The following is a 26,691-nucleotide window of genomic DNA, read 5'->3' as shown; positions in this document are numbered from 1 at the left end:
CCCACCCCGCCCGCGTGAGTGGCGCCCCGGTACCGCCCTCCACGTCGAGCCAGTCCCCGCCCCCACCCCGCCCGGCCGGACGGGCCAGGAGCGGACAGGGTACCAGACAAAATATGAGCAACCTCACACAGGCTTACCATAGGACCTGAGGCGTAGCGTCAGGACCATGTGGATCCTTCTTGCCTGCGGATCGGCTCTCTTCGCGGGACTGACCGCGGTCCTGGCCAAGATCGGGATCGAGGGGGTCAGCTCCCACCTGGCCACGGCCCTGCGCACGGTGGTCGTCGCCGTCCTGGCGTGGCTCGTGGTCGCGCTCCAGGGCACAGCCGGGAGCATGTCGTCCCTGTCCACCCGCACCTGGGTCTTCCTGGTCGCCTCCGGGCTGGCTACCGGCGCCGCCTGGCTGACCGGCTTCCGGGCGATCGCCCTGGGTGACGTCATCCGCGTGACCCCGGTGGACAAGTCCTCCACGATCCTGACCATACTGGGTGCCGCCCTGCTCCTGCACGAGCCGCTGGACGCCGCCAAGGGGGTCGGGATGGTGCTCATGGCCCTGGGCACCTGGCTCATGATCCAGCCGGCGGGCGGTCAACCGGCGGACAGCGGTCAGGCGGCGGACAGCGGGCCAGCGGCGGACAGCGGGAACCCGCGCGGCGAGGATGGCCTGACGGACGCAGGACGGGCGGGCGGTGAGCTGGCGGGGACGGGCGCCCCCGGCCCGGTGTCCCCGGGGCGGGCGGGCTCCGCAGACCGGGGCACAGTGGCCCAGGCTGCCCACGCCGTCCCCGGCCGAGAGGCGAATCCTGGGGCGTCAGGGGCGACCCCCAAGACGCCAGGGGCAGCCCTCGAGACGTCCGGGACGGCTCCGGGGCGCTCCCGGGGCTGGTGGTCCCCGCTGGCCTGGCACGCCCACTGGCTGCCCTGGGCCGTGGCCTCCGCGGTGTTCTCGGCCCTGACCTCGATCCTGGCCAAGGTGGGGATCGAGGGCGTGGACCCCACCCTGGGCACGGCCATACGCACCCTGGTGGTCCTGGTCCTGGCCTGGGGCATCGTCCTGGCCACGGGCTCGACACGCCAGATCCCGACGCTCACGTCCCGCTCCTGGGTCTTCCTGGCCGCCTCGGGCCTGGCCACCGGCGCGTCCTGGCTGTGCTTCTACCGGGCCCTCCAGGCCGGGCCGGCCAGTGTCGTCGTCCCCATCGACAAGCTCTCGGTGCTGGTCACGGCCGCCTTCTCAGCACTGTGGCTGCGCGAGCGGGCCGACCGGCGCACCGGGGCGGGCCTGGTGCTGCTGACCGCCGGGACCCTGGTCCTCCTCCTGTGACCGGCCCGTGCCACCGGCGGGCACCCACCGGCACCCGTGCGGGGCCAGTTGCACATTCATTCCGGGAGCGGACCCAGGCCGATGGCGTGATTCCAATGCCGGGCGCCCAGCCCGTCAGACCCGGCCGCTGACCACCTTGTGCCGGTTCCCACACGCCCGGACCCCATCTGATGGGGGCCTTTGGTCACACGCCCGGCTCGCAGGGGGCACAATCGTGCCCGGTGACCGTCCCCTCCGGGCACGCCCTGGTCGGACGCACCGGACCACTCGGGAAGCCCCCGTGCACAAGACAAGCGAGAAGGACGCAAAGTGGCGCGAAGCATCTACATCGCCTCCCCTGCCGCAGGGACCGGCAAGTCCACCGTGGCCCTGGGCCTGGTCTCCACCCTGACGAAGGTCGTCGCGAAGGTCGGTGTCTTCCGCCCCTTCGTGACCAGCCGTCAGGCCGACCCCTTCCTCGACCTCCTCCTGGCCCGCTCGGGCTCCGCCACGCCCACCAGCGCCGCCATCGGCACCACCTGGGACGAGTACCACGCCGACCCCGAGGAGTCCCTGGCCGCGATCGTGTCCGCCTACCGGGCGGTAGCCCGTGAGCACGACGTCGTCATTATCGACGGCTCGGACTTCACCGACGTCGCCGGCAACCCTGAGCTGGCGCTCAACGCGCGCGTGGCCGCCAACCTCGGCGTCCCGGTCCTCCTGGTGGTCTCCGGCGCCGCGGCCCCCGAGGAGGTCCGCTCCTCGGTGGAGGTCTCCATGGCCGAGATCGCCACCGAGCACGCCCGCACCGTGGCGGTGGTCGCCAACAAGTGCCTCCCGGCCACCCGCGACGCCGTCGCCCGCACCCTGGGCGGCCTGGACGACGTCGCCGTCACCACCCTGCCGGAGGTGCCGCTGCTGTCCGCCCCCTCGGTGCGTGAGGTCATGGACCACCTGGACGGCACCCTCATTGTGGGCGACCCCGCCCTGCTGGAGCGCGAAGCCGAGTCCGTGCTCGTGGCCGCCATGGACGTCTCCCACGTCCTGGAGCGCCTGGCCGAGAGCCAGCTGGTCATTGTCCCGGCGGACCGCTCCGCCGTCCTCATCTCCCTGGCGGCGGCCCAGGCCTCCACCGGCTTCCCCAGCCTGGCGGGCCTGGTCCTCAACGGCGGCTTCAGCGTGGCCCCCTACGCCCGCCGCCTCCTGGAGGGGCTCCACCAACCCCTGCCGGTCATCACCTCCCCCTACGACACCTTCGAGGCGGCGTCGGCGGCTGGCAAGCTCACCGGGGAGCTGGCCTACGGCTCGGAGCGCAAGCTGGACGTGGCCATTACGACCTTCGAGAAGGAGGCCGACGTGGACGCCCTCCTGGCCACCCTGGAGGTGGAGCCCAGCGAGGTGGTCACCCCCATTATGTTCCAGGCCGAGCTGGTGGAGCGCGCACGATCCGATCGTAGGACCATCGTCCTGCCTGAGCCCGACGACGACAGGATCCTGCGGGCCGCCGACGCCATCGTCCGCCGGGGTATCGCCGACATCGTCCTGCTGGGCGAGGAGACCGCGGTGCGCGCCCGCGCCGCCGAGCTGGGGCTGGACATCTCCGCCGCCCGCGTGGTGTCCACCTCCGACCCCGAGCTGGGTGAGAAGTACGCCGAGGAGTTCGCGCGCCTGCGGGCCAAGAAGGGTGTCACCCTGGAGCAGGCCCGCGAGAAGATCCAGGACGTGTCCTACTTCGGCACCATGATGGTGCACATGGGCGACGCCGACGGCATGGTCTCCGGGGCGGCCCACACCACCGCCCACACGATCGTGCCCTCCTTCCAGATCATTAAGACCAGGCCCGGCACCTCCATCGTCTCCTCGGTCTTCCTCATGCTCCTGGAGGACCGGGTCCTGGTCTACGGCGACTGCGCCGTCAACCCCGACCCCACGGCCGAGCAGCTCGCCGACATCGCCATCTCCAGCGCGGCCACCGCCCGCCAGTTCGGGGTCGAGCCCCGGGTGGCCATGCTGTCCTTCTCCACGGGCACCTCGGGCAAGGGCGCGGACGTGGACAAGGTGCGTGAGGCCACCGAGCTGGTGCGCGCCAAGGCCCCTGACCTGGCCGTGGAGGGCCCCATCCAGTACGACGCCGCCATCGACCCCACCGTGGCCGCCAAGAAGGCCCCCGGCTCGGCGGTGGCCGGGCGGGCCAACGTCTTTATCTTCCCGGACCTGTCGTCCGGCAACATCGGCTACAAGGCGGTGCAGCGCTCGTCCGGCGCGATCGCCATCGGCCCGGTCCTCCAGGGCCTGAACAAGCCGGTCAACGACCTCTCCCGCGGCGCCCTGGTGGAGGACATTATCAACACCGTCGCCATTACCGCCGTCCAGGCCCAGGGCTGAGACCCCGGCCCCGGGGCACCCAGCTGGCCAGCGGGCACCCGCCGGTTCCCGCACCGCCACCCGCTGGCTCCCGGGCGCCCGGGACCGGGCTTTCTGTCCGGCTCGGCTCGGCGCCGCAGAAGTTGGCCCCGGGGCGTCCAGAACCGGGACACCACCAAGCAGCCCCGGGGCTCCCACCCGGGACGCCCGGGGCACCCGACTGGGACGTCGCGCCACCGCCCTCCCGGGCGCCCGGCCCGTCCCCTCGGCACGAACCCCGTGCTGGTCGCCCTCCGGGCGCCCGGCCCGCCCGGGGTCCGCTCCTCCAAGACACCGTTCAAGCCACGAAAGGCCCTTGCATGTCCACCCGGACCGTCCTCGTCATTAACTCCGGATCCTCCTCCATTAAGTACCAGCTCATTGACCCCGACTCCGGGGACTCCCTGGCCTCGGGGCTGGTGGAGCGTATTGGCGACGCCGTGGGCGCCATCATCCACAAGCACGACGGGGCCAGGACCGTCATTGACGAGCCCGTGCCCGACCACGGCTTCGGCCTGGCCGAGGTCCTGCGGCTGTTCGACCAGGAGGGCCCCAGCCTCAAGGAGGCCAACGTGGTGGCGGTGGGCCACCGGGTGGTCCAGGGCGGGAGCCACTTCTCGGGCCCGGCCCTCATTGACGACTCGGTGGTGGAGCTCATTGAGCAGCTGGTGCCCCTGGGGCCGCTGCACAACCCCGCCCACCTCAAGGGCATCGCGGTGGCCCGCAGGCTCATGCCCGACCTGCCGCAGGTGGCCGTCTTCGACACGGCCTTCTTCCAGGACCTGCCCGAGGAGGCGGCCCGCTACGGCCTCAACCGTGAGGTGGCGGACCGCTACTCCATCCGCCGCTACGGCGCGCACGGCACCTCCCACCAGTTCGTCTCCAAGGAGATCGCCCGGCGTCTGGGGCGCGAGGACCTCAAGCAGATCGTGCTGCACCTGGGCAACGGAGCCTCGGTGTCCGCCGTCGTGGACGGTCACGCCGTGGAGACCTCCATGGGCCTGACCCCCCTGGAGGGCCTGGTCATGGGCGGGCGCACCGGGGACATCGACCCCGCGGCCGTGTTCCACCTGGTGCGCGTGGCCGGCATGTCCATTGACGAGATCGACCACCTGTTCAACCGGGAGTCCGGTATGAAGGGCCTGACCGGCCAGCAGGACATGCGCGAGGTGTGGAAGCTCATTGACGCCGGGGACCAGGACGCCCGCGACGCCATCGACGTCTACGTCCACCGCCTGGTCAAGTACGTGGGCGCCTACACCGCGGTCATGGGGGGCCTGGACGCGCTGACCTTCACCGCCGGAATCGGGGAGAACGACGCACGGGTGCGCGCCGAGCTGTGCCACCGCCTGGCCTACCTGGGGGTGCGGATCGACGAGGAGCGCAACGCCACCCGCGTGGAGGGGCCCAGCACCATCTCCACGCCCGAGTCCTCGATCGTGGTGACGGTCTACCCGACCAACGAGGAGCTGGAGATCGCCCGCCAGGCCATGACCCTCGTCTGAGCCACCGGGCTGTCACCCACGGGTGACAGGAGCGGCCGGGTCTGTCCCCCACGGGGGACAGACCGGGCCACGGGGGCGCGGGCGCCACCACCCGGGGGCTTGCATAGGGACATGGGCATCACACTGACCACCTCACCAGCTAACCGACAAGCCCCGCCGTCCAGGCCCGCCCCGTCCGCACCGCCGACCTGGATCCGGCCGACCGGTGCGGTCGGCGGCCCCGCCCCAGCCCGGAGCCGCGGCGCCTCCCCAGCACCCAGCGTCTTCCCAGTACCCGGCACCTTCCCAGCACCCGGCGCCTCCCCAGCCCCGGTGGACGACCTGGTGGTGGCCACCGACGCGCTGACCAAGACCTACAACGGCGTCAACGCCGTGGACGCCGTGAGCCTGAGGGTCCCCGCCGGTGGGATCTACGGCTTCCTGGGGCCCAACGGCGCCGGCAAGTCCACCACCATGAAGCTGCTGCTGGGACTGACCCGGCCGACCTCGGGGACCATGAGCGTCCTAGGCCACCCGGTGGGCCCGCGCACCCCGCTGGCACCAGGGACCATCGGCTCCCTCATTGAGGGCCCCTCCTACTACCCCAGCCTGACGGGCAGGGAGAACCTGGCCATGGTCGCCTCCTACCTGTCCCTGCCCGCCTCACGGGTGGGCCACGCCCTGGCCACGGTGGACCTGGCCGACCAGGGCTCCAAGCTCGTCAGGCAGTACTCCCTGGGCATGAAGCAGCGCCTGGGCCTGGCCATGGCGCTCCTGGCCGACCCCCCGCTCATGCTCCTTGACGAGCCGACCAACGGCCTGGACCCCGCCGGGGTGGCCGAGATCCGCCACCTCGTCATGGACCTGGCCCGCCAGGAGGGGGTGACCGTCATCGTCTCCTCCCACATCCTGTCCGAGATCGAGCAGATGGCGGACACGGTCGGCATTATCTGCGCCGGGCGCCTGTGCTACCAGGGTCCGCTGTCCGGGCTCCAGGAGGAGGGCGTCATCGACATCACCGTCTCCGACCCCGACGCCGTCCACGCCCTGCTGGCCTCCCAGGGCATCCGGCACCAGGTGGCCCATGGCGTCGTGCGCACCCCCATGCTGCCCGACGACGTCGTGGGCCACCTGATCACCTGCATCGTCACCAGCGGCACCACCGTCTACCGGGTCCAGACCGTGCGCAGGACCCTGGAGCAGGCCTTCCTGGAGCTCACCGAGCCCACCCACGCGGCTCACGCCCGCACCGTCCCGGGTGTCGGAGGGAGGGCACGATGAGCACGCTGCTCCTGGAGGTGCGCAAGATCCGGCGCAAGCACTACTGGCTCATGGCCGCGGGCGCCAGCGTGCTCCTGGTCCTGTGGTCCTCGGGGCTGGCGGCCACCAGGGCCGGCAGGGGGCCCGACTCCGCCAAGGTCGCCGTCATGAACCTCCACGAGGCGTTCCAGCTCATTACCCTGTTCGGGCCCGTCGTGGTGGCCATCCTGGCCTCACGCCTGGTGACGGTGGACACCGAGGCGCGGATGGGGCAGATGATGACCGCCCTGGGGCAGCACGCCACCACCCGGTTCTGGGGCAAGCTGGTGGTGGTCGGCCTGACCGTGGTGCTGGCGGAGGGGGCCGTCATCGGGTTCGCCGTCGTGAACGCCTCGGTCATGGGCCTGTCGGTGACACCGTCCTACCACGCCTCCCTGGGGCCGATCGTCCTCCTCCTGCTGGGCTCGGCTATCGCCGTCCCGGCCACGCAGATCGCCCTGTCCACCTGCGTGAGCAGGCAGGCGGTGGGAGTGGTGGCCGCCTGCCTAGGCGGGCTGACCTGCTCCGCCCTGCCCTACCTGCACCTGGGGTACCTGGGCTGGTTCACGCCCTGGGGGCTGGGCGCCGCGGCAGACCCTGTTGACACCCTGGCCTCCCAGACCACGTTCCCCCTGACCGGGGACATGGCCATGTCCCCCCACCCCTGGCTGACCGCCTCCCTGGCGCTGCTCGCCGCCGCTGCCTGGACCGCCGTCGCCTACCTCGCCGTCGCCCGCAAGGAGAACCGCCGATGAGCGCCGTCACCTCGACTACCGCGTACCCCACCGCCAGGAGCGCCGCAGGGCCCGCACCCCGCCCAGGCGGCCCCGCCGCGGCCCGAAGGCCCTCCGTACGTGCCGCCTGGTACTGGGAGAGGCGTAAGGCACCTAACAGGTGGTACTGGCCACTTACCGTTGTCCTGTGCTCACTGGGAGCGCTCATAGGCTACATGCAGTACCGCGACTACCAGGACGCGTTCGAGGCCCAGGAGGCGACCTGGGAGGTCGTGTGGGCCCAGTCCACGCTCATGCTGTCCATGCTGTTCCTGCCCCTGGCCGTGGCCGCCTTCACCGCCCAGGCGGCCTCCGGGGAGCACGCGGGGCGCAACTGGCAGCGGATGGCCGCCAACCGTCTGGAGGGCGTCATGGTGGTCGGCAAGCTGCTCCACGCCCTCCAGGCAGCCCTGTTCACCGCCCTCATCCTGGTCGGTGAGATCACGGCAACGGGCCTGCTCCTGGGTTTCGACGCCGCCGACCTGGCCCGCTACCTGCCCCGGGTCGTGCCGGTCACCCTGGCGGTGTGGGCTATCGAGGTCCTGGTCATGTGGCTGGGCGTGGTCCTGGAGTCCTTCGCCGCTATGATGACCACGGTGTTCCTCATCACCGTCACCGGCCTGGCGCTGAGCCTGGCCGCACCCGCCCTGGCCGCCATCGACCCGATGGGGCTGCTGACCCTGGCCTGCTCCAGCTACTCCCCCCGTGACATCGCCTCCCCGGGCTCCGTGCTCACCGCCAGCGTCGTCTGCCTGGCCTGGGTGGGGATCCTGGCCCTGGCCCTGCGCGCCGGCGTCAGGCGCAGGTCGTGACGGCTGACCCGCCGTCGGCCCACCGCACCTTCTTCGACCAGGTCAGTGCCGCCTGGCACACCTCCACTGACGGCCTGTTGATCGGAGCGGGTGCGGTGGGCCTCTACCAGCTGGTCATCTGGCTGCGGCTGCGGTTCCTCCAGCCCTCCCTACCAGGTGGTACCGGCCTGTGGGTGGCGGTCAACGTGCTCATTGTCCTCAGCCTGGTGGCACGACGTCGGTGGCCGCTGGCCGTGACGGCCCTGACCTCCGTCGCCATGGCGGTCACGGGTCCGCCGGGCCTGCAGGCCGGCATGTTCGCCCCGCTCCTGGTCTCGGTGTACGCCCTGGTCTCCCTGTCAGGCACGCTCCAGCGGGTGGTCGGGCTCGGGCTCGCCGTGCTCGGCGCCTGCGGGCCCGACCCCCTGGTTGACTCCGACCTGCCGCTCCTCCAGACGAGGATCCTCTCCAAGTGCCTCATCCTGGTGGTGGTGGCCGCAGTGGCCCTGCTCCTGCGCTCCCGCCGACGGGCCCTAGAGCTGTCCGACGCCCGCCTGGCCGCCCAGGCCGCCGGGCACCGCCTGGCCGCCCAGCGCGACACCGCCCGCCGCCAGGCGCGCGTGGCCGGCGAGCTCCACGACTCGGTGGGGCACGCGCTCACCGCGATTATCGCCCTGTCCGAGGGGCTGCGTGACGCCAGCGACGACGCCATGGTCAACGAGGCCGTCGACATGATCAACTCACTGGCCCGTGAGGGCCTGGCAGACACCCGCAGTGCGGTCGCCTCCCTGGCACCGCCCCCGGGGTGCGACGGCGGTGGCGGAGCGCCCGACGGCGTCCCCCGCCAGCCCGCCCCCGGGGCAGGCCGGTGGGGGCGGGCTGGTGGAGGAGTACCCGGTGGCGGGGTGCCGCACAAAGCGGGGCCCGGCCTCGGCGGTGGGATGCCCGCCCCCACCGCCCGGGAGGAGGCACCCGGTGAGGAGGTCGCCGACCCGCGCGGGTGGGGGCGGATAGACACCCTGCTGACCACCGTGCGCGGCACCGGCCTGAGCGTCCTCCTGGCCGAGACCGGACGGCGTCCGGAGGACCCCGGGCTCGGCGGGCTCGTCTTCACGCTCTCACGCGAGGCCCTGACCAATGTCATGCGTCACGCCACCGGCGCCACCAGGGTGGTCCTGGCCCTGGACCACGGCCCGCAGGCCACCGTGCTCACCGTGTCCGACGACGGCTGCCCGGCCGGAGGCGCTCCGGGGGCGGACGTGCTAGATGGGAAGGGGACAGGGGACGAGGACGGTACGGCCCGTGCTCACCCGGCCGCACCCGGGGCGCAGGACGGTGCGAGGGCGGGCGAGGGCACCAGGTGGCTCACCCCGGCCCCCCAGGGACCGGGGGTGGGCCTCCCCCGCGAACCGGCGTCAGGCGTCGGGCAGGGTACAGGACCGGGAGCCCCTGCGGCGGCCACCGGCACCGGGCACGGCCTGGCGCACCTGCGCGCCCTCGTCGCCGAGCACGGGGGTACCCTGAGCGCCGGGCCCGTACCGGACGGCTGGAGGCTGCAGGCGGTCGTCCCCCGATGGGAGACGCGGTCGGTCCACGGGCACCTGCCTGGCCCACCGCAGCCGCTCATCCCCCGCTGGAGGGCGCGGCCACCGGCACGCACCGGCCCCGCCCCGGTCAGCCACCAGGAGGACGTATGAGCGTCACCGTCATGGTCGTCGACGACCAGAAGGCCGCCCGGATGGGCCTGGCGCTCATGATCAACCGGGCCGGGGACCTGCGTGTGGTCGCGCAGGCCGTCAACGGCCAGGACGCCGTCGACCAGCTAGAGGCCCGCGCCAGGGCCCGCCAGGCGCTGCCGGACGTGGTCCTCATGGACGTACGCATGCCGGTCCTCAACGGGGTCGACGCCACCGCGGTCATCACCCGCCGCCACCCCGTGGTCAGGACGCTGGTGCTGACCACCTACGACCAGGACGAGTTCGCCTTCGGGGCGCTGTCCGCCGGGGCGTCGGGTTTCCTGCTCAAGGACACCCGTACCGCCGACCTCCACCAGGCGCTGCGGGCGGTGGCCTCAGGGGACGCCGTCCTGACCCCACGGGTGACCCGCGAGCTGCTCAACCGGCACATGCTGCGGCCCCCGGCCACCCCGGCCCAGCGGGCGGCGCGCCAGCGCCTGAGGCACCTGAGCCAGCGTGAGCGCGAGGTGGCCGAGCTCGTGGCCCAGGGGCTGACAAACGCCGAGATCGCCCAGCAGCTGGTCATCGCTCCGGACTCGGTCAAGAAGAACGTCACCCGCATCCTGGCCCGGCTCGGCCTGCGCGACCGGGTCCAGCTCGTCATCCTCATGCGTGACGCCTGGTAAGCGCGCCCACCCCTCGCGAGAACGGTACTTGTTCGCCGCGAGAACGGTACTTATTCGCCGCGAGAACGGTACTTGTTCGCCGTGAGAACGGGCCCTGCTGACAGGTAGCCGCTGGCGGGCGGACCGGCCTGCCCGCGCCCAGTCCCCTACCACCGGCGCGGATCCAGTTCCACGTCACACCCGCCGCCCCCGCCCCCTTAAAACAGGGTGCCGCCCTCCTGACGCAGACGGGCCCGACGGGCGGCAGTGGCACCGGGGACGACCTCGGCCACCCCAGCCTGACCGGCGTCAGCCCCGGCGGACCCGGCAGGACCGGCGGCCCCAACGGGACCGACAGGACCGGCGGCCCCAACGGGACCAGCAGGACCGGCCGCCCCAATAGTCCTGGCTCCCGAGGCAGAGGGGGCGACGCCCTGGTCCCCTGTGCCCGATGGCCCCCGGGTCCACCCCGGCCCGGCGGGCACGGCCCTACCCTGCTGGTAGGCGGTGGCGGCCGCCCGGGCACGGGAGTCGGCGGCCTCGTTCATGGGGTGGCCCACGTGCCCGCGCACCCACTCAAAGCGCACGGCCCGCCCGGTGAGGGCGGCGTCGAGCTCACGCATGAGGTCGTCGTTGAGGACGGGCCTGCCGTCGGCCTTGCGCCAGCCGCGCCTCTTCCAGCCGTGACGCCACTTGGTCAGGGAGTTAATGACGTACTGGGAGTCGCACTGGATGAGGAGCTCCTCCCCCTGGCCGGAACACGCCGTGGCCCGCAGCAGCTCCAGGACGGCGGTGAGCTCACCGCGGTTGTTCGTGGACTCCGGCCAGCCCCCGGCGGCCCAGCAGGAGTCGTCCACGTACCAGGCCCATCCGGCGGGCCCGGGGTTGCCCAGGGCGGATCCGTCCGCCGCAGCAGTGATCGTCATACCCCGCACCCTACTGGCTCCCGGTGCGCCGAGGCTGCGCCCTCGCCCCGGGCGGCTCCACCCACGTGGTGCCACTGGCCCGGCGCTCCGGGGCTGCATGCTGGGCTGCGTGCTGGGCTCCGGGACCGCGCCACACCCCGGTCCGTTATCGCTAATGATCCCCACGATCCCGTCTCCCGCCGTTATCCTGGTGTACAACAGCCCTTGGTGCGATCCCCTACCAAGGCGGACCTCCCCCACCGTGCCTGGTGGTCATCCCGAAAGAAGGTCCCATGTTCTCTCCGCACTTTTGCACCACCGCTATAGTGACGACCGTTTTCCAGATTGTCAGCGCGTACTTCCTGGCCTTGGTGAAGGTCATGGTTGGTTCGTGGGCGGCTTTCGTTATCCCGGAGCCGGTACGAGCAGGCTTTATCGCGGCAGCCGGGCTGATCATGCTGCGCAACCGGAACGGGCTCCCCGACCGCCACCTGGCGCTCATCCACGTGACGATCTGCTGCCTGGTGGCGTCGGTCTCCGAGATACTCCTGCTCCTCCTGGTCCTGGACGTTCCCGTCCTGCTCATCGTGTGCTACCCCGCGATGGTGCTCGGCCCGGGAGTGGCCGCCGCCTACCTGGTCAAGCCCCGGGGCAAGAAGGAGCGAAACTAAGGACCGGCCCCGACGCGGGGCCCTGGTCCCCGCCGGGTGGGCCCGGCACCGGTGGGCAGGGCTCAGCGGAGGCGGAACTCCACGGTGACGCCCTCGCCCAGGTCGATCCGGTCGCCGTCGGACAGGGCCATGGTGAGCATGGGCGGCACCTCGTCCCGGGTGCCGTCGGGGTGACGCAGGATGGTGCCGTTGGCCGAGCCGAGGTCCATGAGCGACCAGATACCGGGTGCCGTGGTCATGACGGCGCAGTGGGACCGTGAGATCTCCACGGCGGGGCTCGGGACGCGGAGCACGGTCGCCTGGGGGCGGCCGGTGAGCGCCCGCGCGTCGGGGTCGCGCCCGATGACGACGTCGCGGACGACCTCGATGGGGGCGGACCCGGCGTAGATGAGGAACCCGGTGGGCATGGCCGGCAGGTTCGGGGTGTGGCGCATGACGGTGGCGCCGTTGTCCCCCTGCGTCTCGTGCAGCTGGGCGAGCATGGCGGGGGTCATGGTGGCCTCGTAGCGCTCGGGGTTCTCCGCGGAGGTACCGGCCTGCTCGGAGAAGGCGAAGGAGCCCGGGGCCGCCGTCCTGTCCGAGGCGGCTGGTGAGAACGGCGTCGCGGAGGGGACCGCCCGGGTCGGTACCGGGTCCGGACGGGAGGCGGCCGCCTGCTCCTCCGCGCTGGGGGCCCACAGGTGGCGTCCACGGCGACGTCGCCGGGGGGCGGGCTCAGGGACGCCGGACCCTGCCGCCTGGTCGGGGGCGGTGGGCGACGCCGGGGCCTGCGTGGGGACCGGCTCGGCGGGGAGCGGCTCGGGAGCCTCGGGAGCGGGGACCGGCTCGGGAGCCGCGGACCGCTGCGCGGCCAGGTCCCCCGCTCCGGCCTGCCCCGGCGTGAGCGCATGCCCCGGCACCGGGGTGCCCAGCAGCGGGGTGCCTGACGCGGGGGTGCCCGCTCCGGTACCTGGGGGCTCCGGCACCTGTTGGGGGGCGGGAGCGGGGTCTGAGGGCGTGGAGTGCCTGGAGGCGGCGCGCCGGGAGGCCGCCCGCCCGCGCCGGGAGGCTGAGAAACGGCCCAGTCCGGCGGCCCGGTCGGCCGAGAGGCGTTCCAGCATGGAGACCCGTTCCGGTATCGCGACCTGCGCGACCACCGGCGAGGGCGCGGCCGGGGGTGAGGAGGGTGCTGGCTGGTCCGGCACCGGTGAGGAGGGCGCCGGGGGTGGCGCTGGGGAGGGGGCGGACGACGCCGGTGGGGGCGCCGTCCGGTCGGCCTCCAGCGCCGCGCCCAGGTCCGTTATGACCGTGGTCTGGGGCAGGGGGGTCGCCGAGGCCAGCAGCGTGGAGTCCATGACCATGGTGGCGGGGCTCGGGGCCGCCGGGGAGGAGCTGGCCACCTGCGCGGGCGAGGGCGGTGGGGGCGCCATGGTCGCCGCGGCCCCCGCGGGGGCGCCGAGGACCGGGAGCGAGGACGCGGAGCCCGGTGAGCCCACCGAGCCCGCCAGGGGCTGGGCGTCCTCCACCGGCACGGGCGGGGTGGAGGTCAGGGGTGGCGTGGAGGTCAGGGGCGGCACGGGCGCCCCCTGACCCGGCGCGTCGGCCGCGGCCGGGGACGCGCCCGGGGGGGCGGCTAGCACGTCCAGCGGCGCCGGGGTGTGGTCGGCGCCCCAGGCCTGGACCATCTCGTGCAGGGGCCGGCCGACCCGCACCTGCCCGGCCAGGACGGCGTCGTCGTCCAGGAGGCGCCAGGCACCGTCCTGGGTGTCCCCGAGGGTGACGTCGAGGTACTCCCACTCCCCGGGGTCGATGGGCTTGCCCCACACGGGGGGCGACCACTCCTCAGGCTCGGCGTGCCCCAGGCGCCCGGCCTTGATGCGGGCCGACCCGATGAGGCTGACAATGACCTGGGGGCCGGCGAGGTCCAGGATAAAGGCGTCGGCGCGGGCGGAGGCTATGTCCCTGGCCCACACCCCTACCTGGACCCGGCCGGTCATGGCCTCCTCGGCGGAGCCGGTCCAGGCCAGCGGGACCAGGGCCGCCCCGCAGGGGCCGGTGACCAGGACGGCACCTTTACCTCGGTAGGAGTACCTGCCTAGCTGGAGCATCAGTGCCCCCTCTCTTCCTGTGGCCTGCGGGCCGTCTTCATGGGTGCGGGGCGGATGGAAAGGAGCCGACGCGCGTGGGCGGCCCGTGGTACGTCCTCGTCCCCGCTGGCGGCGGTCACCTGGATGACCACTGCCGTGGCGTTGTCCCGGGTGCCGTGGGTGATCGCGAGGTCCACCAGGGTGTTGGCGGCTGTCTGCGGGTCGGGGGCCTTCATGACGGCCTGCCCCAGCTGGCGAGGGGTGAGGACGGCGTGAACACCGTCGGAGCATAGGACGATCTGGTCCTGCTCGCACAACGGCACCCTGCCGTAGTCGGCCTCGGGCAGGCCCCGCATCCCCGCACCCAGGGCACGGGTGACCACGTTGGTGGGTGGCAGGGGGCTGGCCAGGACACCGTGGTCCCGGATCTCCTGGCGGGCGGAGTGGTCGCGGGTGAGCTGGCGGACCTGGCCGCCGGCCACCAGGTAGGTACGGGAGTCCCCGATATTGAAGACGATCCAGTGGGGGTTGTCCGCACCCTCCAGGGGAAGCACGCCGGTGAGGGTGGTGCCGGGGGCGGTCCAGGGGGCCTCGGGCGTGGCCAGGGCGGCGACGGCGACGGCGGCAGCGGCGATAGCACGGTCCAGGTCTACCAGGTCAGGGCGACGACCTGGTAGGACGTCGGGCCGCAGGCCGGCGGCCAGGGTGCGCAGGGCGGTGGAGGAGGCCAGGGCGCCGTCGGTGTGCCCTCCCATGCCGTCGGCGACGGCGTGGAGCGGGGGCTCAGCCAGCCAGCAGTCCTCGTTTTGGGGGCGTACGGGGCCGGTGTCCGTGGCGGCGCCCCAGCGCGTACGGAGTATTGGGCCGAGTCGTGACAGGTCCATGGCCCCTCCTAGGTGCGGGCGGTCAGTGTGGCGCGGCAGCCAGGAACGAGTCTGCCATGGTCTGTTGGACCGGACCTGCGGGAGAGTAGGAAGAAGGTCCCAGGACCACGCTCCGCGGCGGCAGGTACGACATCCTCTTGCACGAAGGTGGTGGCATTAGTAACATCGAAGTTGTCCCCGTCACCCCATCCCTACCTGGAGGCCTGAGACCGATGGCTGACCTTGAGATCATTGAAGGAGACCTGGAGAAGCTGTCCACGTCCATATACGCCGTGTACGCCGACGTGACGGACGCCCACGGCGTCTTTGCCGCCGTGGGCAACGCGGAGTCGTCCATGCCGGGCTCGTCCAGCGCCAGCAGCAAGATCAGCAGCGCGGTCACCACGCTGGACGACCAGCGCCGCGACCTCAAGAGGCGGTACAAGGACTTCAGCACGGACGTCAAGACCGCTGCGGACGCCCACTGGGCCAGCGAGGAGCAGGCCAAGACAAGCCTGGAGTCCGCGGGCCTGCTGGATGGCGAGCGTCCCCAGACGGATGCCGAGCGCCAGGCGGCCGCATTCCTCGCCTTAAGAGCCCGCCTGGAATGATCAGAGCGTAATTAACGTACACGGTAGACGCTCAGATCTCATGACGATAGGAAAAGATTATGGTAACGTGGAGTGATATTCAGAGGTGGAATCCGTCTGCGTTGACGAGTGCGGGGTCGTCTCTGCGTAGTCTGCGTACGACCCTGCTGACTACCTGTCAGGACGCTGAGGCGGCGGAGCGGGCGGTGCTGTCCCGGGGGCTGACGGTGACTCAGGCCCAGGAGGTGCTGCGGGGGCTGACCAAGAAGCACACGCGGCTGGTCAACGAGGTCAGTGAGCTCATGATGGCCACGGTCGAGGCCGCTGACGGGGTGGGTGACGTGCAGACCCTGGTGCTGGAGTGCACCCAGTACGCCCAGACCCACCCTGAGCTGACCCTGAATGCCGACGGCAGCGTGACCTACCCTGAGAGAAAGGTGACCATGGGGGATCTGACCGCCTCCTACGGTCCGTCGGGGAACGCCTGTCATGCCGCGCTGACCGAGAGGGACGCCAACGAGCTGAAGAGCCTCGTGGCCAAGGCGCTGGCGCGGGCGGTGGAGGTGGACGAGGCCTACGGGAAGCGCCTGGACGCCCTGACCAACGGGACCTACACGTGCGTAGAGACCAGTGGCACCCACAGCCCGGGCCTGCCCAACCAGCCCCAGGCGGGGTGGTCGCCCACCCAGGTCGCGTTCTGGTGGGCGTCCCTGACCCAGGCCGAGAAGCAGGCCATAATCACCGAGCACCCCGAGTGGATTGGCAACCTCGACGGCATCGACATGGCCTCACGCAGCCAGGCCAACCTCAACCGACTCCCCACAGAGCTCGCGAAGGTTGAGGAGGAACTTAAGGATATTGAGAAAAAGAGCAGCGCGTGGAGCGTTAAGTACAGTAACACCAAAGACGCCGTCAACCCGTATTACGAACAGATCAAGAACGCCCAAGGAAGAATCAATGACATCAAGAAGATCCAGGAGCAGCTCACTGTCCATCCAGATCGCTCGCTGCTAGTCCTAGACACCTCGGGGTCTAAGCGGGTGCGCGCGGCTGTTGCTATTGGTGACGTGGACACCGCAGATCATGTAGCCACCTTCGTGCCCGGCATGGGAACCAACCCCGCAGACAAACTGGATGAGTACACGGGTAATGTTCAGCGTCTCAAGGATAAAATGGAATATTATTCTCAGAATGAAACTTCCGCAACTATTGCCTGGCTTGGTTATGACGCCCCGCCCGGGTTCCTTGAGCCCGGTTGGGGGGATGTCGCTGAGGTCGACCTGGCGAGGGACGGTGCTGAGAGGCTGAGTTCCTTTGCGGAGGGTATTAACGCCTCGCGAGCGGTATCGGGTGGCAGTGAGCCCCATCAGACGGTGTTGGGGCACTCCTACGGGTCGACCACGGCGGGCTTCGCCGCCGACCATGTACGGGCCGGGGTGATCGACGACCTGGTCTTGTTCGGGTCACCGGGCTCAGGAGTGCACGATGTACGTGAGTACAACCTGCCTCCGGGGCACGTCTACGTATCGGCGGTGGACAGTCACGACATTGTCCAAGGGCTGGGGACGGACGAGGACTTCGGTGTTGACCCAGTAGAACTTGACGGTGTCACCCATATCTCGGGTAACGTGCCGGAACCGGATGGTTACAGCTGGATGCTCAGCCCCACCGGGCGTCACGGCACGTACATGAACGAGGGATCTGAGGCTCTTAAGGATATGGCCAGGGTCGCAGCGGGGGTGTACTCGTGAGGCGGGTCCGTGGCTGCCTGGCGGCCCTGGTAATAGTGGTGGCCCTGGTTGCTACTGTCTCGTGCGCGAGGTCGGATGATGAGCGGCACCTGTGGTGGGACGGGTCCGCCCCGTTCAAGGAGCGTCAGAGTATCCAGGCTTACCAGGAGGTGGTGGAGGCCAGACTGGGCGAGTTCGTGGCCGAACTTGCCCCCAGCAGCGGTGGTGCAGTAATCATGCACACTTCTAATCTAAGCCCCTGCAAAGGCGGGGGTTACGAGTTGTACACCGCCTCTATTACTTTTAACCTTCCGGTGGAGTACTCGCGTGCCAGGGAGCTGGCCGGGCACCTGTTCCCCACCATAGGCCTGGACACCATTACCAACGACGACCATGACGGCGCCTTCTTCCACGACAAGATCAACGGCGGAGACATCGACCTCGTAGTAAGTATAGACGGTGCTATAACCATTGGCGGGGTCTCGGGTTGCCGCCCCAGCAGGGACGGCTCCGACCCCCGCACCACCCGCACCAGGCCCCAGTGGGAGACCAGTCTCCCACCACACCCACGGCACACACCCAAGCCAACCCACACACCAGCACCAGCTACCTCAATCCTGTCACCCACCCCAAGTTGACCAGCAACTTAGTCCGCGCGCCTGGATTCCCGCTCAGAATGAGGCCAGCACCTATGAACCACAGACCTACCACCCAAGTAGTGGTCCGCATCCTGCCTACAGCGTCCCCGGCTCTTGAGGATATGGTCAGGTTCGCGGTGGGGGTGTACCAGTGAGGCGGGTCCGTGGCTGCCTGTCGGCCCTGGTAATAGTGGTGGCCTTGGTTGCTACTGTCTCGTGCGCGAGGTCGGGTAACGATGATGAGCGGCACCTGTGGTGGGACGGGTCTGCCCCGTTCAAGGAGCGTCAGAGTATCCAGGCCTACCAGGAGGTGGTGGAGGCCAGGATGGGCGAGTACGTGACCCTCGTAAAGGCCAACAGCGGCCCGATCGTGGTCAGAGTCCCCTCCATTATCGTGTCTTGTCGAGGTGGTTACGAGATGACCACTGCTATTGTAGCTTTTGAAATGCCGGTTGACGGAGAGTGGGCCAAGGCGCTGGCCAAGGAGATGTTCGCCGAGGTCGGCCTGACCACCATCACCAACGACGACGAGGACGGCATGTTCCTCCACGACGAGACCAACGGCGGCTTCGTGAACTTCGGACTGAACGGGGACAGGGGCGTGGCCCTCTACGCCACCTCCGGGTGCCGCCCCAGCCGCGACGGGACCGACCCCCGCACAACCCGCACCAGACCCCAGTGGGAGACGGACATCCCCCGCTACAGGCCACCCACCACCACACCCACACCACCCAAGGCAGGACCCACGCCAGCAACACCGACCACGCCCGCTGTGTCACCGACTCCAGGCTGACCAACAGCTTAGTCCGCGCACCTGGATTCCCGCTCAGAACGAGGCCAGCACCTATGAACCACAGACCTACCACCACCCCGACAGTAGTCCGAATCCTGCCTACAGCGTCCCCTGCTCTTGAGGATATGGCCAGGGTCGCGGCGGGGGTGTACCAGTGAGGCGGGTCCGTGGCTGCCTGGCGGCCCTGGTAATAGTGGTGGCCCTGGTTGCTACTGTCTCGTGCGCGAGGTCAGATGACGAGCGGCACCTGTGGTGGGACGGGTCTGCCCCGTTCAAGGAGCGTCAGAGTATCCAGGACTACCAGGAGGTGGTGGAGGCCAGGCTGGGCGAGTTCGTGGCAGAACTCGCCCCCAGCAGCGGAGGTACGTCACTTATTAGTCCCTCGGAACTGAGCCCATGCAAAGGTGGAGGTTATGAGTTGTACACCGCCTCTATTACTTTTGAGCTTCCGGTGGAGTACTCGCGGGCCAGGGAGCTGGCCGGGCGCCTGTTTCCCACTATAGGCCTGGACACCATTACCGGCGACGACGAAGACAGCGCCTTCTTCCACGACAAGACCAACGGCGGGGATATCGACCTTATAATAAGCATGGACGGTAGCGTGACCATTAGCGGGGTCTCGGGTTGCCGTCCCAGTCGGGACGGGACCGACCCGCGCACTACTCGCACCCCACCGGAGTGGGAGGCCAGCCTCCCCCTCTACCAACGCCCTTCACACACACCCACGCCACCCACGCCACAACCCAGGCCAGCACCGCCGTCCGCACCTATTACGTCATCGAGTCCAGGCTGACCAACGGCTTAGTCCCCGCACCTGGATTCCCGCTCAGAACGAGGCCAGCACCTATGAACCACAGACCCACCACCCAAGTAGTGATCCGCATCCTGCCTGCCATGTCCCCGGCTCTTGAGGATATGGCCAAGGTCGCGGCAGGGGTGTACCAGTGAGGCGGCTCCGTGCCTGTCTGACGTCCCTGGCAATAGTGATGGCTTTGGTTGCTACTGTCTCGTGCGCGAGGACGGAGGACGAGGACAACTGGTGGGACGGGTCTGCCCCGTTCAAGGAGCGTCAGAGTATCCAGGCCTACCAGGAGGTGGTGGAGACCAGGCTGGGTGAGTTCGTGACAGAGCTCACCCCCAGCAGCGGGAGTGTCTCACTCATCAGGAATTCGAAGCTGTACCCCTGTAGGGATGGGGGCTACGAGTTGCACACTGCCTCTATTGTTTTCGCGCTTCCGGTGGAGTACTCGCGGGCCAGGGAGCTGGCCGGGCACCTGTTCCCCACCATAGGCCTGGACACCATTACCAACGACGACCATGACGGCGCCTTCTTCCACGACAAGATCAACGGCGGAGACATTGACATCATGATCAATGCAAAAGGTGGCGTGACCATTAGCGGGATCTCCGGGTGCCGCCCCAGCCGCGACGGGACCGACCCGCGCACTACTCGCACCCCACCGGAGTGGGAGGCCAGCCTCCCCCTCTACCAGTACCCCTCGCACACACCCACACCACCCAGGACACAACCCACGCCAGCACCAGTCATGCCCCGCCCTGGTCTTACGTCCAGCCCTGGATGACCTGGCCGGAAGACAGCGAGGACCCACACCTCACCTCATGCCCACAGAGCAGGAAGATGATAAAGGTACAAACGAAGGTACAAACTGGGCTGGCTCAGTCACCGGCCCAGACCCGCCACGACGCGCCGACACCTGCTCGCAACCATCACGCAAACTCGCTCTGACCTGCGCAAACACCACACGTCGAGACGCCACGGCAAGCTCGGGCACCTTGGGAGACCGAACCTCTTCTCAGGAGCGTACTCCCACGCTACAATAAGACGCATCCCACCCCTCTATCCCCCGAGCCGAGGTTCCCATGAGTGACACAAGCATCGACACAGACGAGGTCGCCACCGCCAGCGGGCGCTTCAGGACAGAGGCGGTACCCGAGGCCGAGAACGCCAAGACCAATGTTGACACCCTGAGCATTAACCAGCTCTCCCAAGGCAAGTGGGGCAGCGAGTCAGGACCGACCGGCTTTCGAGGCAAGTACCACTCCTACCTTTCCAGCCTAAAGAACACCCTGACCATTCTCCAGAAGGAATTGGACGATTTCTCTGTCGCCCTGGCCAAGACTGCAAGCTCCTTCGACACCCACGAAGAGGACATTGTTGAGCAGCTTCGCTCCATCTACACGCAGCTCACGTCGGACAACAGGCTCATTAACCCGCCTCGCATAATCACACCAACCCACTATAGCGACCCGAACGACATTCCAATGAACGCACCAGAGAGCCCCGTGTACGCCCCACAGGCTCGCATGGGGCTGCCAGGCGAGATAGAAACGACCGAGCCGACTGACTAGCGCACTCACTCAAGCATCTCACGCGGACCTCGGATCCCGACGGGCCAGCACTCCACAGGAGCACACAACATTGACGCTCCTTTTACAAGCCATCTCCGCAGGTTTACCCAGAAAGCAAGAAGTATGAGCAGCTACTCCCGGCTCATGGCCGTTATCGACCCCAGCAACTACGACGACTCCGCCGACAACGACGCGGCGATGTCGGCCCTGAACGCTCTTGAGGAGTGCGCCACCAAGGCCCAGGCGATCCTCGACTCAATGAAGAACTCTGACAACCCCGCTATCGGCGGCCCCCTGGAGGTCGCCGTCTCCGCCTGGGTAAACGACTACATCCGCCGCATCCGGGAGCACAAGACGGACCTGGAGACCGCCCGGAGCCGCTACACCACCGCCCGCGCGGCAATGAAGACGGCCGCCGTGCAGGCCCAGTCCCTGCCCACCGACAGCGCCATCAGCGAGTACTGCGACACTATTACCGGCAACGATACTGGAAATACTAGCACGACTAGCGGCACCGGCACCACAGGCAACACTAGTGGTGACGGTGGTTTCAGTACGGTCGTCGTTGCGGGATTAATCGTAGGAGCCGCAGCCTACAAGTGGGGGTTGATTCTGCAGCAGACGGCCGAGCGTGAGAGGCTTGCCAAGGAGTACCTCGACACCATGAACAGCACCATGACCACGGAGGCGACCAACCTTCTGACGCCTCCCTCCGGGGACTCTCCCTGGGGAAGCCCGGACACCGGTTACGGGGCCGCCTACACCGGCGGTTCCCGTTCCCCCGGGGGCCTGGGCGGTCCTGGCGGCGCAGGAGGCACGGTGCCCGCCCCGGACCTGGCGGGCTCGGTCACGTCACCACCTCCTGCCCTGGGCGGGGCGATCCTGAGCAACCGTCCCCCGGAGGCCAGCATGCGCGACTGGGTCTTCCCTGCACCTGGTGAGCCGGGCAGCCGCAGCAACCCCATTACAGATCCCGAGCAGCTCAAGGGACTGGATCTGCTGCACACACCTGTTAACCAGCGTATGACCTCCGACGGCCCCGTCGGCGGGCACCTGCCTCCGCCGGTGGACAACGTCTTTGACCCCGCCTGGCGTACCGGCTTCCTCGGTCAGGCCCTCGGCGGCCGTACTGGCGCCGGTGACCTGGCCATGGCGGGCGGCGTCATCGGCGCGGGGGCTGTCGCCGCCGTGGCCCGCAGCGGTATGAGCGGCCTGGCCGGCCTGTCCGCCACAGGAGCAGGAGGCCTGTTCTCCCGGGTCCCCGGCGGGGGCATCCTGTCGCCCTCGTCCGCGGCGGCCGCTCGGGGAGGAACGGGGATGGTGCCTCCCCTCATGGGCGGGGCCCCGGCGGGTACGGACTCCGGCAAGACAGCGGGCTCCAAGGGCAAGGGAGCAGCGGACCACGCCGGGCAGGACGCCAAGAAGGACGACAAGAAGCGTCAGAGGAAGCGCAAGGGCCACATCCTGCGCCCGCAGGACGCCACCCCCGAGACGGTAGACGGGCAGGCGCAGGGTGCTGGCAGCCTCAACGACCTGCAGCCCATTGAGACCCAGGAGGACGACCGGTGGTGAAGGCCCCGGCCACCGGCAGCAGCTCCTGAAGCGTTTCAGGACCGCGGAGGGGTCCAGGCCAGCTGGGCCATGACCAGCCCCAGGTCCCGGGAGACCACCTGGGCCCGGCCCGGCGCTGAGCGCACCGGGCGGACCCGACCGACGACCACGCCCTCGTCAGGGCTGCCTGACAGCAGGATCCCGGTGGCCCCCAGCTCGGTCATGGCCTGGAGGATCGGCTCGTAGGCGGCCCGCGAGGCCCCACCCATACGCCGGGTCACCAGGACGTGCAGGCCGACGTCCCGGGCCTGGGCCATGAACGGCTGCAGGGGCAGCAGCGGGCTGCTACCCGGGGACGCGGCCACCAGGTCGTAGTCGTCCACCAGGATCCACACCTCTGGTCCCGTCCACCAGGAGCGGTGGCGCAGCTGCTCGCTCGTCACCTGGTCCCCCGGCATACGCTCCTTGAAGATACCCGTCAGGCCACCGATCTGATCCTGGGCGGCCTCGCGTGTGGTCAGGTAACCCGCCAGGTACTCCTCAGGGATCTCCCCCAGCAGCGTACGACGCACGTCCACCACGAAGATCTGGGCCTCCCGGGGCGTGCACAGGCGCGTAATCTCCCTGGCCACCGAGCGCAGGAAGGTCGTCTTACCCGACTTGGAGTCACCGAAGAGGTACATAAAGGGCTCGGTGCGCGGCCACATGACCAGCGGCCCCAGGCGGGACTCCTCCACCCCCAGCAGGATCGGCGCCTGGGGACCCCGGGCCCGGCGGTCCACGCCGGGCAGGGCGGCGACCTCCTCCAGAGTGACCCGCTCGGGCAGCAGCCGCAGCCTGGGCCCGAGACCGGCCGGGGCAGCCTGCGCTATACGCTCCAGGGTGGTCCGGACGCCCTGCCCCAGGGTGTCCGGGTCGTGGTCGCCGTCGGCACGCGGCAGGGCCACGAGGATCTGGTGCCCGCCCGCTCCCACGCCCCGTCCCGGGCGCTCCTGCGGGACCGCCTCCGCCACCTTGCGACCGAAGCAGGACTCGCCGGCGTCCCCCAGGTGCATCTCCAGCCGGGTACTCACAATGTCCTGGATCTGCTGGCGCATGTCATTCCACCGCTGGGTGCTGACCACCAGGTGCACCCCGTAGGTCAGGGCCCGCGCCATCATCTTCTGGATACGCATGTCCACGTCGTCAAGATCGGCCCTGAGGCTGCCCCAACCGTCCACCACCAGGAAGACGTCCCCGTAGCCGTCGTCGAACCGCCCCTGGGCCCGGCCCTGGCGGTAGGTGGCGATCGAGTCGATCCGGTTAGCCCGGAAGTAGCGCTCCCGGTCCGTTAAGATCCCCTCGATCTCCGCGAGCATCCGGTTGACCATGTCGACACGGTCCCGGGTGGCCACGCCCGCCACGTGGGCGGCGCCGTCAAAGGCCGTGAAGGTCCCGCCCCCGAAGTCCATAATGTAGAACTGCACCTCCTGCGGGGTGTGGGTCAGGCTCAGCGCCATGACCAGGCTGCGCAGCGCCGTCGACTTGCCCGTCAGCGGGCCTCCGACCACGGCCACGTGGCCGTTGGCCCCGGACAGGTCCACCTCCAGCGCCTCCCGCCTCTGCTCCAGCGGCAGGTCCACCACACCCAGCGGCACCCGCAGGCGCCCCCGCTCACGCCAGGACATGGAGACCAGGCCCAGGCGGGGGACCAGCGCCAGGTCCGGCATGAGGGAGTCCATGGTGTCGGGCACCTCCAGGGGCGGCAGCCACACCTGGTGCGCGGGCGTGCCCTGACCTCGCATGCGGGCTACCGCGATATCGATCTCGGTCATGCCCTCCCAGCGCTCGTCCCCCGCCACCACCGGGACCGCACTGGGCTCCTCCTGGCTGGGGGCCGGGGGGCTCTCCAGCTCCAGCACCGGCGTGGTGGTAAAGGGCAGGACCTTGATCGCCGCCGTCGGGGCACCTGCCCCCACCCGGCTGACCACCCGGCGGGCCGGCGGGGGAGTCGCCACGTAGGAGGCCCGGAAGCGGATCAGCTGGTCCGTACCCGGCTTGAGGTAGCCCACGCCGGGGAACGCCGGCAGCTCGTAGGCGTCCGGCACCCCCAGGACGTCACGGGACTCCGGGGCGGAGAAGGTCCGCAGGCCGATCCGGTAGGACAGGTGGGAGTCCAGTCCCTTCAGGCGCCCCTGCTCCAGGCGCTGGGAGGCCAGCAGGAGGTGGATGGACATGGAGCGCCCCAGGCGTCCGATCGCCACAAAGAGGTCAGCGAACTCCGGCTTGGCGCTCAGCAGCTCGGAGAACTCGTCCAGGATAATGAACAGGGCAGGCATTGGGGGGAGGGAGTGGCGCCCCGCCAGCCGGTCCGCCTCGTAGTCCGAGACGTTGGCGTAGTTGCCTGCCTGGCGCAGCAGCTCCTGACGGCGCACCATCTCCCCGCGCAGGGCCTCCTGCATACGGTCCACCAGGCCCAGCTCGGACTCCAGGTTGGAGATCATGGCCGAGACGTGCGGCAGGTCGGCCATGCCCGCGAAGGTGGCCCCGCCCTTGAAGTCCACCAGGACGAAGTTGAGCTGCTCCGGGGGGTGGGTCAGGGCCATGGCCAGCACCAGGGTGCGCAGCACCTCCGACTTGCCCGAGCCGGTGGCCCCGATGAGCAGGCCGTGGGGCCCCATCCCCATCTGCGCGGACTCCTTAATGTCCAGGAGCACCGGGGCGCCCTCCGGGGTCACGCCGAAGGGGACGCGCAGGCGGTCGCGCCCCTCCCGCCGCCTCCACTGGACCTGCGGGTCGAAATCGCGGATATCACCGATGTTCAGCAGCTCCATGAGGTCCACGGAGCGCTTGGGGTCGGACTGGCCCTCCGGGGCCTGGGAGTCGGGGCGCTCCTCCTCGCTCCAGGGCGCCATGCGCCGGGCCACGGCCTCGGCCTGGGCGACCCCCACGACATCGGGTACCGCCAGGGACGGCTTGCGGTCCCTGAAGACGACCTCCATGGTGCCCTGGTCCGTCCGGGCGCCGGGGCGCATAAGCAGGCGCACGGTGGTCGGGGAGGTCAGCGGCCCCCAGGAGGTCATGAGGCGCACCACGCTCACCCCGGCCGTGCCCTCGGAGGAGCCCAGGCGGGTACCAGCTGGCAGGGCCACGCCGTCGACCACCAGCAGGGCGTGCGGCCAGGGCGTCATGGCGTCACGGACCTGGAACGGCGGCCGGGTGGTGACGTCCTCCCCCAGCAGGTCGGCGAGCTCCACCGGATCCGTGGTCACCATGCGGGCCCCGCCCAGGGCGTCACTGACCTGTGTGGACCGGGCGTGCGGCAGCCACTTGACCCACTCCCACTGGCTGCGGTGCTCCTGGGCGCACAGCACCGCCACCCGCAGCAGGGCGGGGGACACGAAGGTGGCCAGGTGGCAGACCATGGCGCGTACCTGGGCCCGGGCGGCGTCCGGCTCACCGCACACCTCGACCAGGCCGAACTCATTGAGCATGACGCCGCAGGGCACGTCGTCCAGGCTGGAGTGGGTGGCCAGGAACCGGCTCATGGCGGAGTGGCAGACCACGTCCGGGTTGGCCAGGGCAGGCAGCTCAGGCTTCACCAGCTCCATGGACAGCTCCTGGGAGGAGGAGCCCATGCGCACGTTGAGGAGGTCGGGCGCGCTGGCCTCCCGCTCCCACAGCCGCCTGCCGTCCTGGGCAATGAGCACCAGGGCGTCCGGGTCCGGCAGGTACCAGCTGGTGAAGGCGCGCTGGCGGGAGGCCACCTCCCGTACCGTCTCACGTACCTGCGCCAGCTGGCCCAGGTACTCCCGGCGCAGGTTGCCGACGGTGCGGTGGTGGGTACTGACCTGCCGGTAGACGTTGAAGCCGACCATGGTCACCATGGCCACCACCATGACCCCGGCCATGAGCAGCATGCGCGTGTTCTGCCCCTGGGACATGGCCATAAAGACCATGACCCCCATGGACCCCATCATGGGGATGACGGTGACCAGGATATTGCCCACCCCAGCGGGCTCGGCCCGGTCAGGCGGGGTGGTCAGGGGAATCTGCCCGGTCGGGAGCTCGGGCTTCCCAGCAGGGTCACTCTGGGCGGGTTGGGCTGTCATCGCATCCTCCTGGTCCACGGGCACGGCGC

20 protein-coding genes are annotated in these 26,691 nt (G+C 69.8%); 16 read left to right on the top strand and 4 right to left on the bottom strand.

Annotated elements, in window-relative coordinates; all coding sequences use genetic code 11:
• Positions 1 to 166 precede the first annotated feature (166 nt).
• The 8 genes from C3V41_RS13470 to C3V41_RS00135 all read left to right on the top strand — a co-directional run bounded on the left by C3V41_RS13470 (position 167) and on the right by C3V41_RS00135 (position 10,415).
• Positions 167 to 1,324 (top strand): EamA family transporter, encoded by a 1,158-nt coding sequence (locus C3V41_RS13470; RefSeq protein WP_254423617.1) that lies wholly within the window; start codon positions 167 to 169, stop codon positions 1,322 to 1,324.
• 309 nt (positions 1,325 to 1,633) lie between these two features.
• Entirely contained in the window at positions 1,634 to 3,688 is a 2,055-nt protein-coding gene (gene pta / locus C3V41_RS00165) for a phosphate acetyltransferase (RefSeq protein ID WP_106108591.1), read from the top strand.
• 338 nt (positions 3,689 to 4,026) lie between these two features.
• Positions 4,027 to 5,211, top strand: coding sequence for an acetate/propionate family kinase (locus C3V41_RS00160; protein ID WP_106108590.1), 1,185 nt, complete (start codon positions 4,027 to 4,029; stop codon positions 5,209 to 5,211).
• A 324-nt stretch (positions 5,212 to 5,535) separates the two neighbouring features.
• The gene (locus C3V41_RS00155; RefSeq protein ID WP_106110550.1) at positions 5,536 to 6,471 is read left to right on the top strand and encodes an ABC transporter ATP-binding protein; all 936 of its coding nucleotides are present in this window, start codon (positions 5,536 to 5,538) and stop codon (positions 6,469 to 6,471) included.
• Positions 6,468 to 7,244 carry an ABC transporter permease gene (locus C3V41_RS14120; RefSeq protein ID WP_106108589.1) on the top strand — a complete coding sequence of 259 codons (777 nt, stop codon included), beginning with the start codon at positions 6,468 to 6,470 and terminating at the stop codon, positions 7,242 to 7,244. Before C3V41_RS00155 ends, C3V41_RS14120 begins: the two co-directional genes overlap by 4 nt.
• Positions 7,245 to 7,438: 194 nt before the next feature.
• The gene (locus C3V41_RS00145; protein ID WP_174714732.1) at positions 7,439 to 8,074 is read left to right on the top strand and encodes an ABC transporter permease; all 636 of its coding nucleotides are present in this window, start codon (positions 7,439 to 7,441) and stop codon (positions 8,072 to 8,074) included.
• On the top strand, positions 8,071 to 9,750 hold the full coding sequence (locus C3V41_RS00140; protein ID WP_106108588.1) for a sensor histidine kinase: 1,680 nt from the start codon (positions 8,071 to 8,073) through the stop codon (positions 9,748 to 9,750). The genes C3V41_RS00145 and C3V41_RS00140 overlap by 4 nt, the downstream gene beginning before the upstream one ends.
• On the top strand, positions 9,747 to 10,415 hold the full coding sequence (locus C3V41_RS00135) for a response regulator transcription factor (RefSeq protein ID WP_106108587.1): 669 nt from the start codon (positions 9,747 to 9,749) through the stop codon (positions 10,413 to 10,415). The genes C3V41_RS00140 and C3V41_RS00135 overlap by 4 nt, the downstream gene beginning before the upstream one ends.
• 197 nt (positions 10,416 to 10,612) lie before the next feature.
• On the opposite strand, the gene C3V41_RS00130 is transcribed toward C3V41_RS00135, so the two are convergent.
• On the bottom strand, positions 10,613 to 11,320 hold the full coding sequence (locus tag C3V41_RS00130; protein ID WP_106108586.1) for a ribonuclease H family protein: 708 nt from the start codon (positions 11,318 to 11,320) through the stop codon (positions 10,613 to 10,615).
• Positions 11,321 to 11,625: 305 nt separating this feature from the next.
• On the opposite strand from C3V41_RS00130, the gene C3V41_RS00125 reads away from it, so the two are divergent.
• A complete protein-coding gene (locus tag C3V41_RS00125; RefSeq protein WP_129591433.1) occupies positions 11,626 to 11,970 on the top strand; it encodes a hypothetical protein in 345 nt (114 codons plus the stop codon).
• 62 nt (positions 11,971 to 12,032) lie between these two features.
• On the opposite strand, the gene C3V41_RS13460 is transcribed toward C3V41_RS00125, so the two are convergent.
• Entirely contained in the window at positions 12,033 to 14,057 is a 2,025-nt protein-coding gene (locus C3V41_RS13460; RefSeq protein WP_254423615.1) for an FHA domain-containing protein, read from the bottom strand.
• Entirely contained in the window at positions 14,057 to 14,920 is an 864-nt protein-coding gene (locus C3V41_RS00115) for a PP2C family protein-serine/threonine phosphatase (RefSeq protein WP_106108584.1), read from the bottom strand. Before C3V41_RS00115 ends, C3V41_RS13460 begins: the two co-directional genes overlap by 1 nt.
• Before the next feature lie 212 nt (positions 14,921 to 15,132).
• Here C3V41_RS00115 and C3V41_RS00110 point away from each other — a divergent pair, with 212 nt between their 5' ends.
• The 7 genes from C3V41_RS00110 to C3V41_RS00080 all read left to right on the top strand — a co-directional run bounded on the left by C3V41_RS00110 (position 15,133) and on the right by C3V41_RS00080 (position 22,592).
• Complete coding sequence (locus C3V41_RS00110) at positions 15,133 to 15,510, top strand: hypothetical protein (RefSeq protein ID WP_106108583.1); 378 nt, start codon at positions 15,133 to 15,135, stop codon at positions 15,508 to 15,510.
• A gap of 59 nt (positions 15,511 to 15,569) precedes the next feature.
• On the top strand, positions 15,570 to 17,240 hold the full coding sequence (locus C3V41_RS00105; protein WP_106108582.1) for an alpha/beta hydrolase: 1,671 nt from the start codon (positions 15,570 to 15,572) through the stop codon (positions 17,238 to 17,240).
• A complete protein-coding gene (locus C3V41_RS12700) occupies positions 17,237 to 17,857 on the top strand; it encodes a DUF4853 domain-containing protein (RefSeq protein WP_129591432.1) in 621 nt (206 codons plus the stop codon). Before C3V41_RS00105 ends, C3V41_RS12700 begins: the two co-directional genes overlap by 4 nt.
• Positions 17,858 to 18,008: 151 nt before the next feature.
• Complete coding sequence (locus C3V41_RS12695) at positions 18,009 to 18,650, top strand: DUF4853 domain-containing protein (protein ID WP_129591431.1); 642 nt, start codon at positions 18,009 to 18,011, stop codon at positions 18,648 to 18,650.
• A 992-nt stretch (positions 18,651 to 19,642) separates the two neighbouring features.
• The gene (locus tag C3V41_RS00090; RefSeq protein WP_129591430.1) at positions 19,643 to 20,233 is read left to right on the top strand and encodes a hypothetical protein; all 591 of its coding nucleotides are present in this window, start codon (positions 19,643 to 19,645) and stop codon (positions 20,231 to 20,233) included.
• Between the two features lie 298 nt (positions 20,234 to 20,531).
• Complete coding sequence (locus C3V41_RS00085; protein WP_106108578.1) at positions 20,532 to 21,020, top strand: hypothetical protein; 489 nt, start codon at positions 20,532 to 20,534, stop codon at positions 21,018 to 21,020.
• A 123-nt stretch (positions 21,021 to 21,143) separates the two neighbouring features.
• Positions 21,144 to 22,592 carry a hypothetical protein gene (locus tag C3V41_RS00080; RefSeq protein WP_106108577.1) on the top strand — a complete coding sequence of 483 codons (1,449 nt, stop codon included), beginning with the start codon at positions 21,144 to 21,146 and terminating at the stop codon, positions 22,590 to 22,592.
• A 35-nt stretch (positions 22,593 to 22,627) separates the two neighbouring features.
• Here C3V41_RS00080 and eccCa read toward each other — a convergent pair whose 3' ends face one another.
• Positions 22,628 to 26,662, bottom strand: a complete 4,035-nt coding sequence (eccCa, locus tag C3V41_RS00075) for a type VII secretion protein EccCa (RefSeq protein ID WP_106108576.1) — start codon at positions 26,660 to 26,662, stop codon at positions 22,628 to 22,630.
• Positions 26,663 to 26,691: the final 29 nt, after the last annotated feature.

It is taken from the genome of Actinomyces sp. oral taxon 897, assembly GCF_002999235.1.
Taxonomy (GTDB): Bacteria; Actinomycetota; Actinomycetes; order Actinomycetales; family Actinomycetaceae; genus Actinomyces.
The sequence above is the reverse complement of the archived record's forward strand: the minus strand, read 5'-3'. Positions and strand labels throughout refer to the sequence as shown.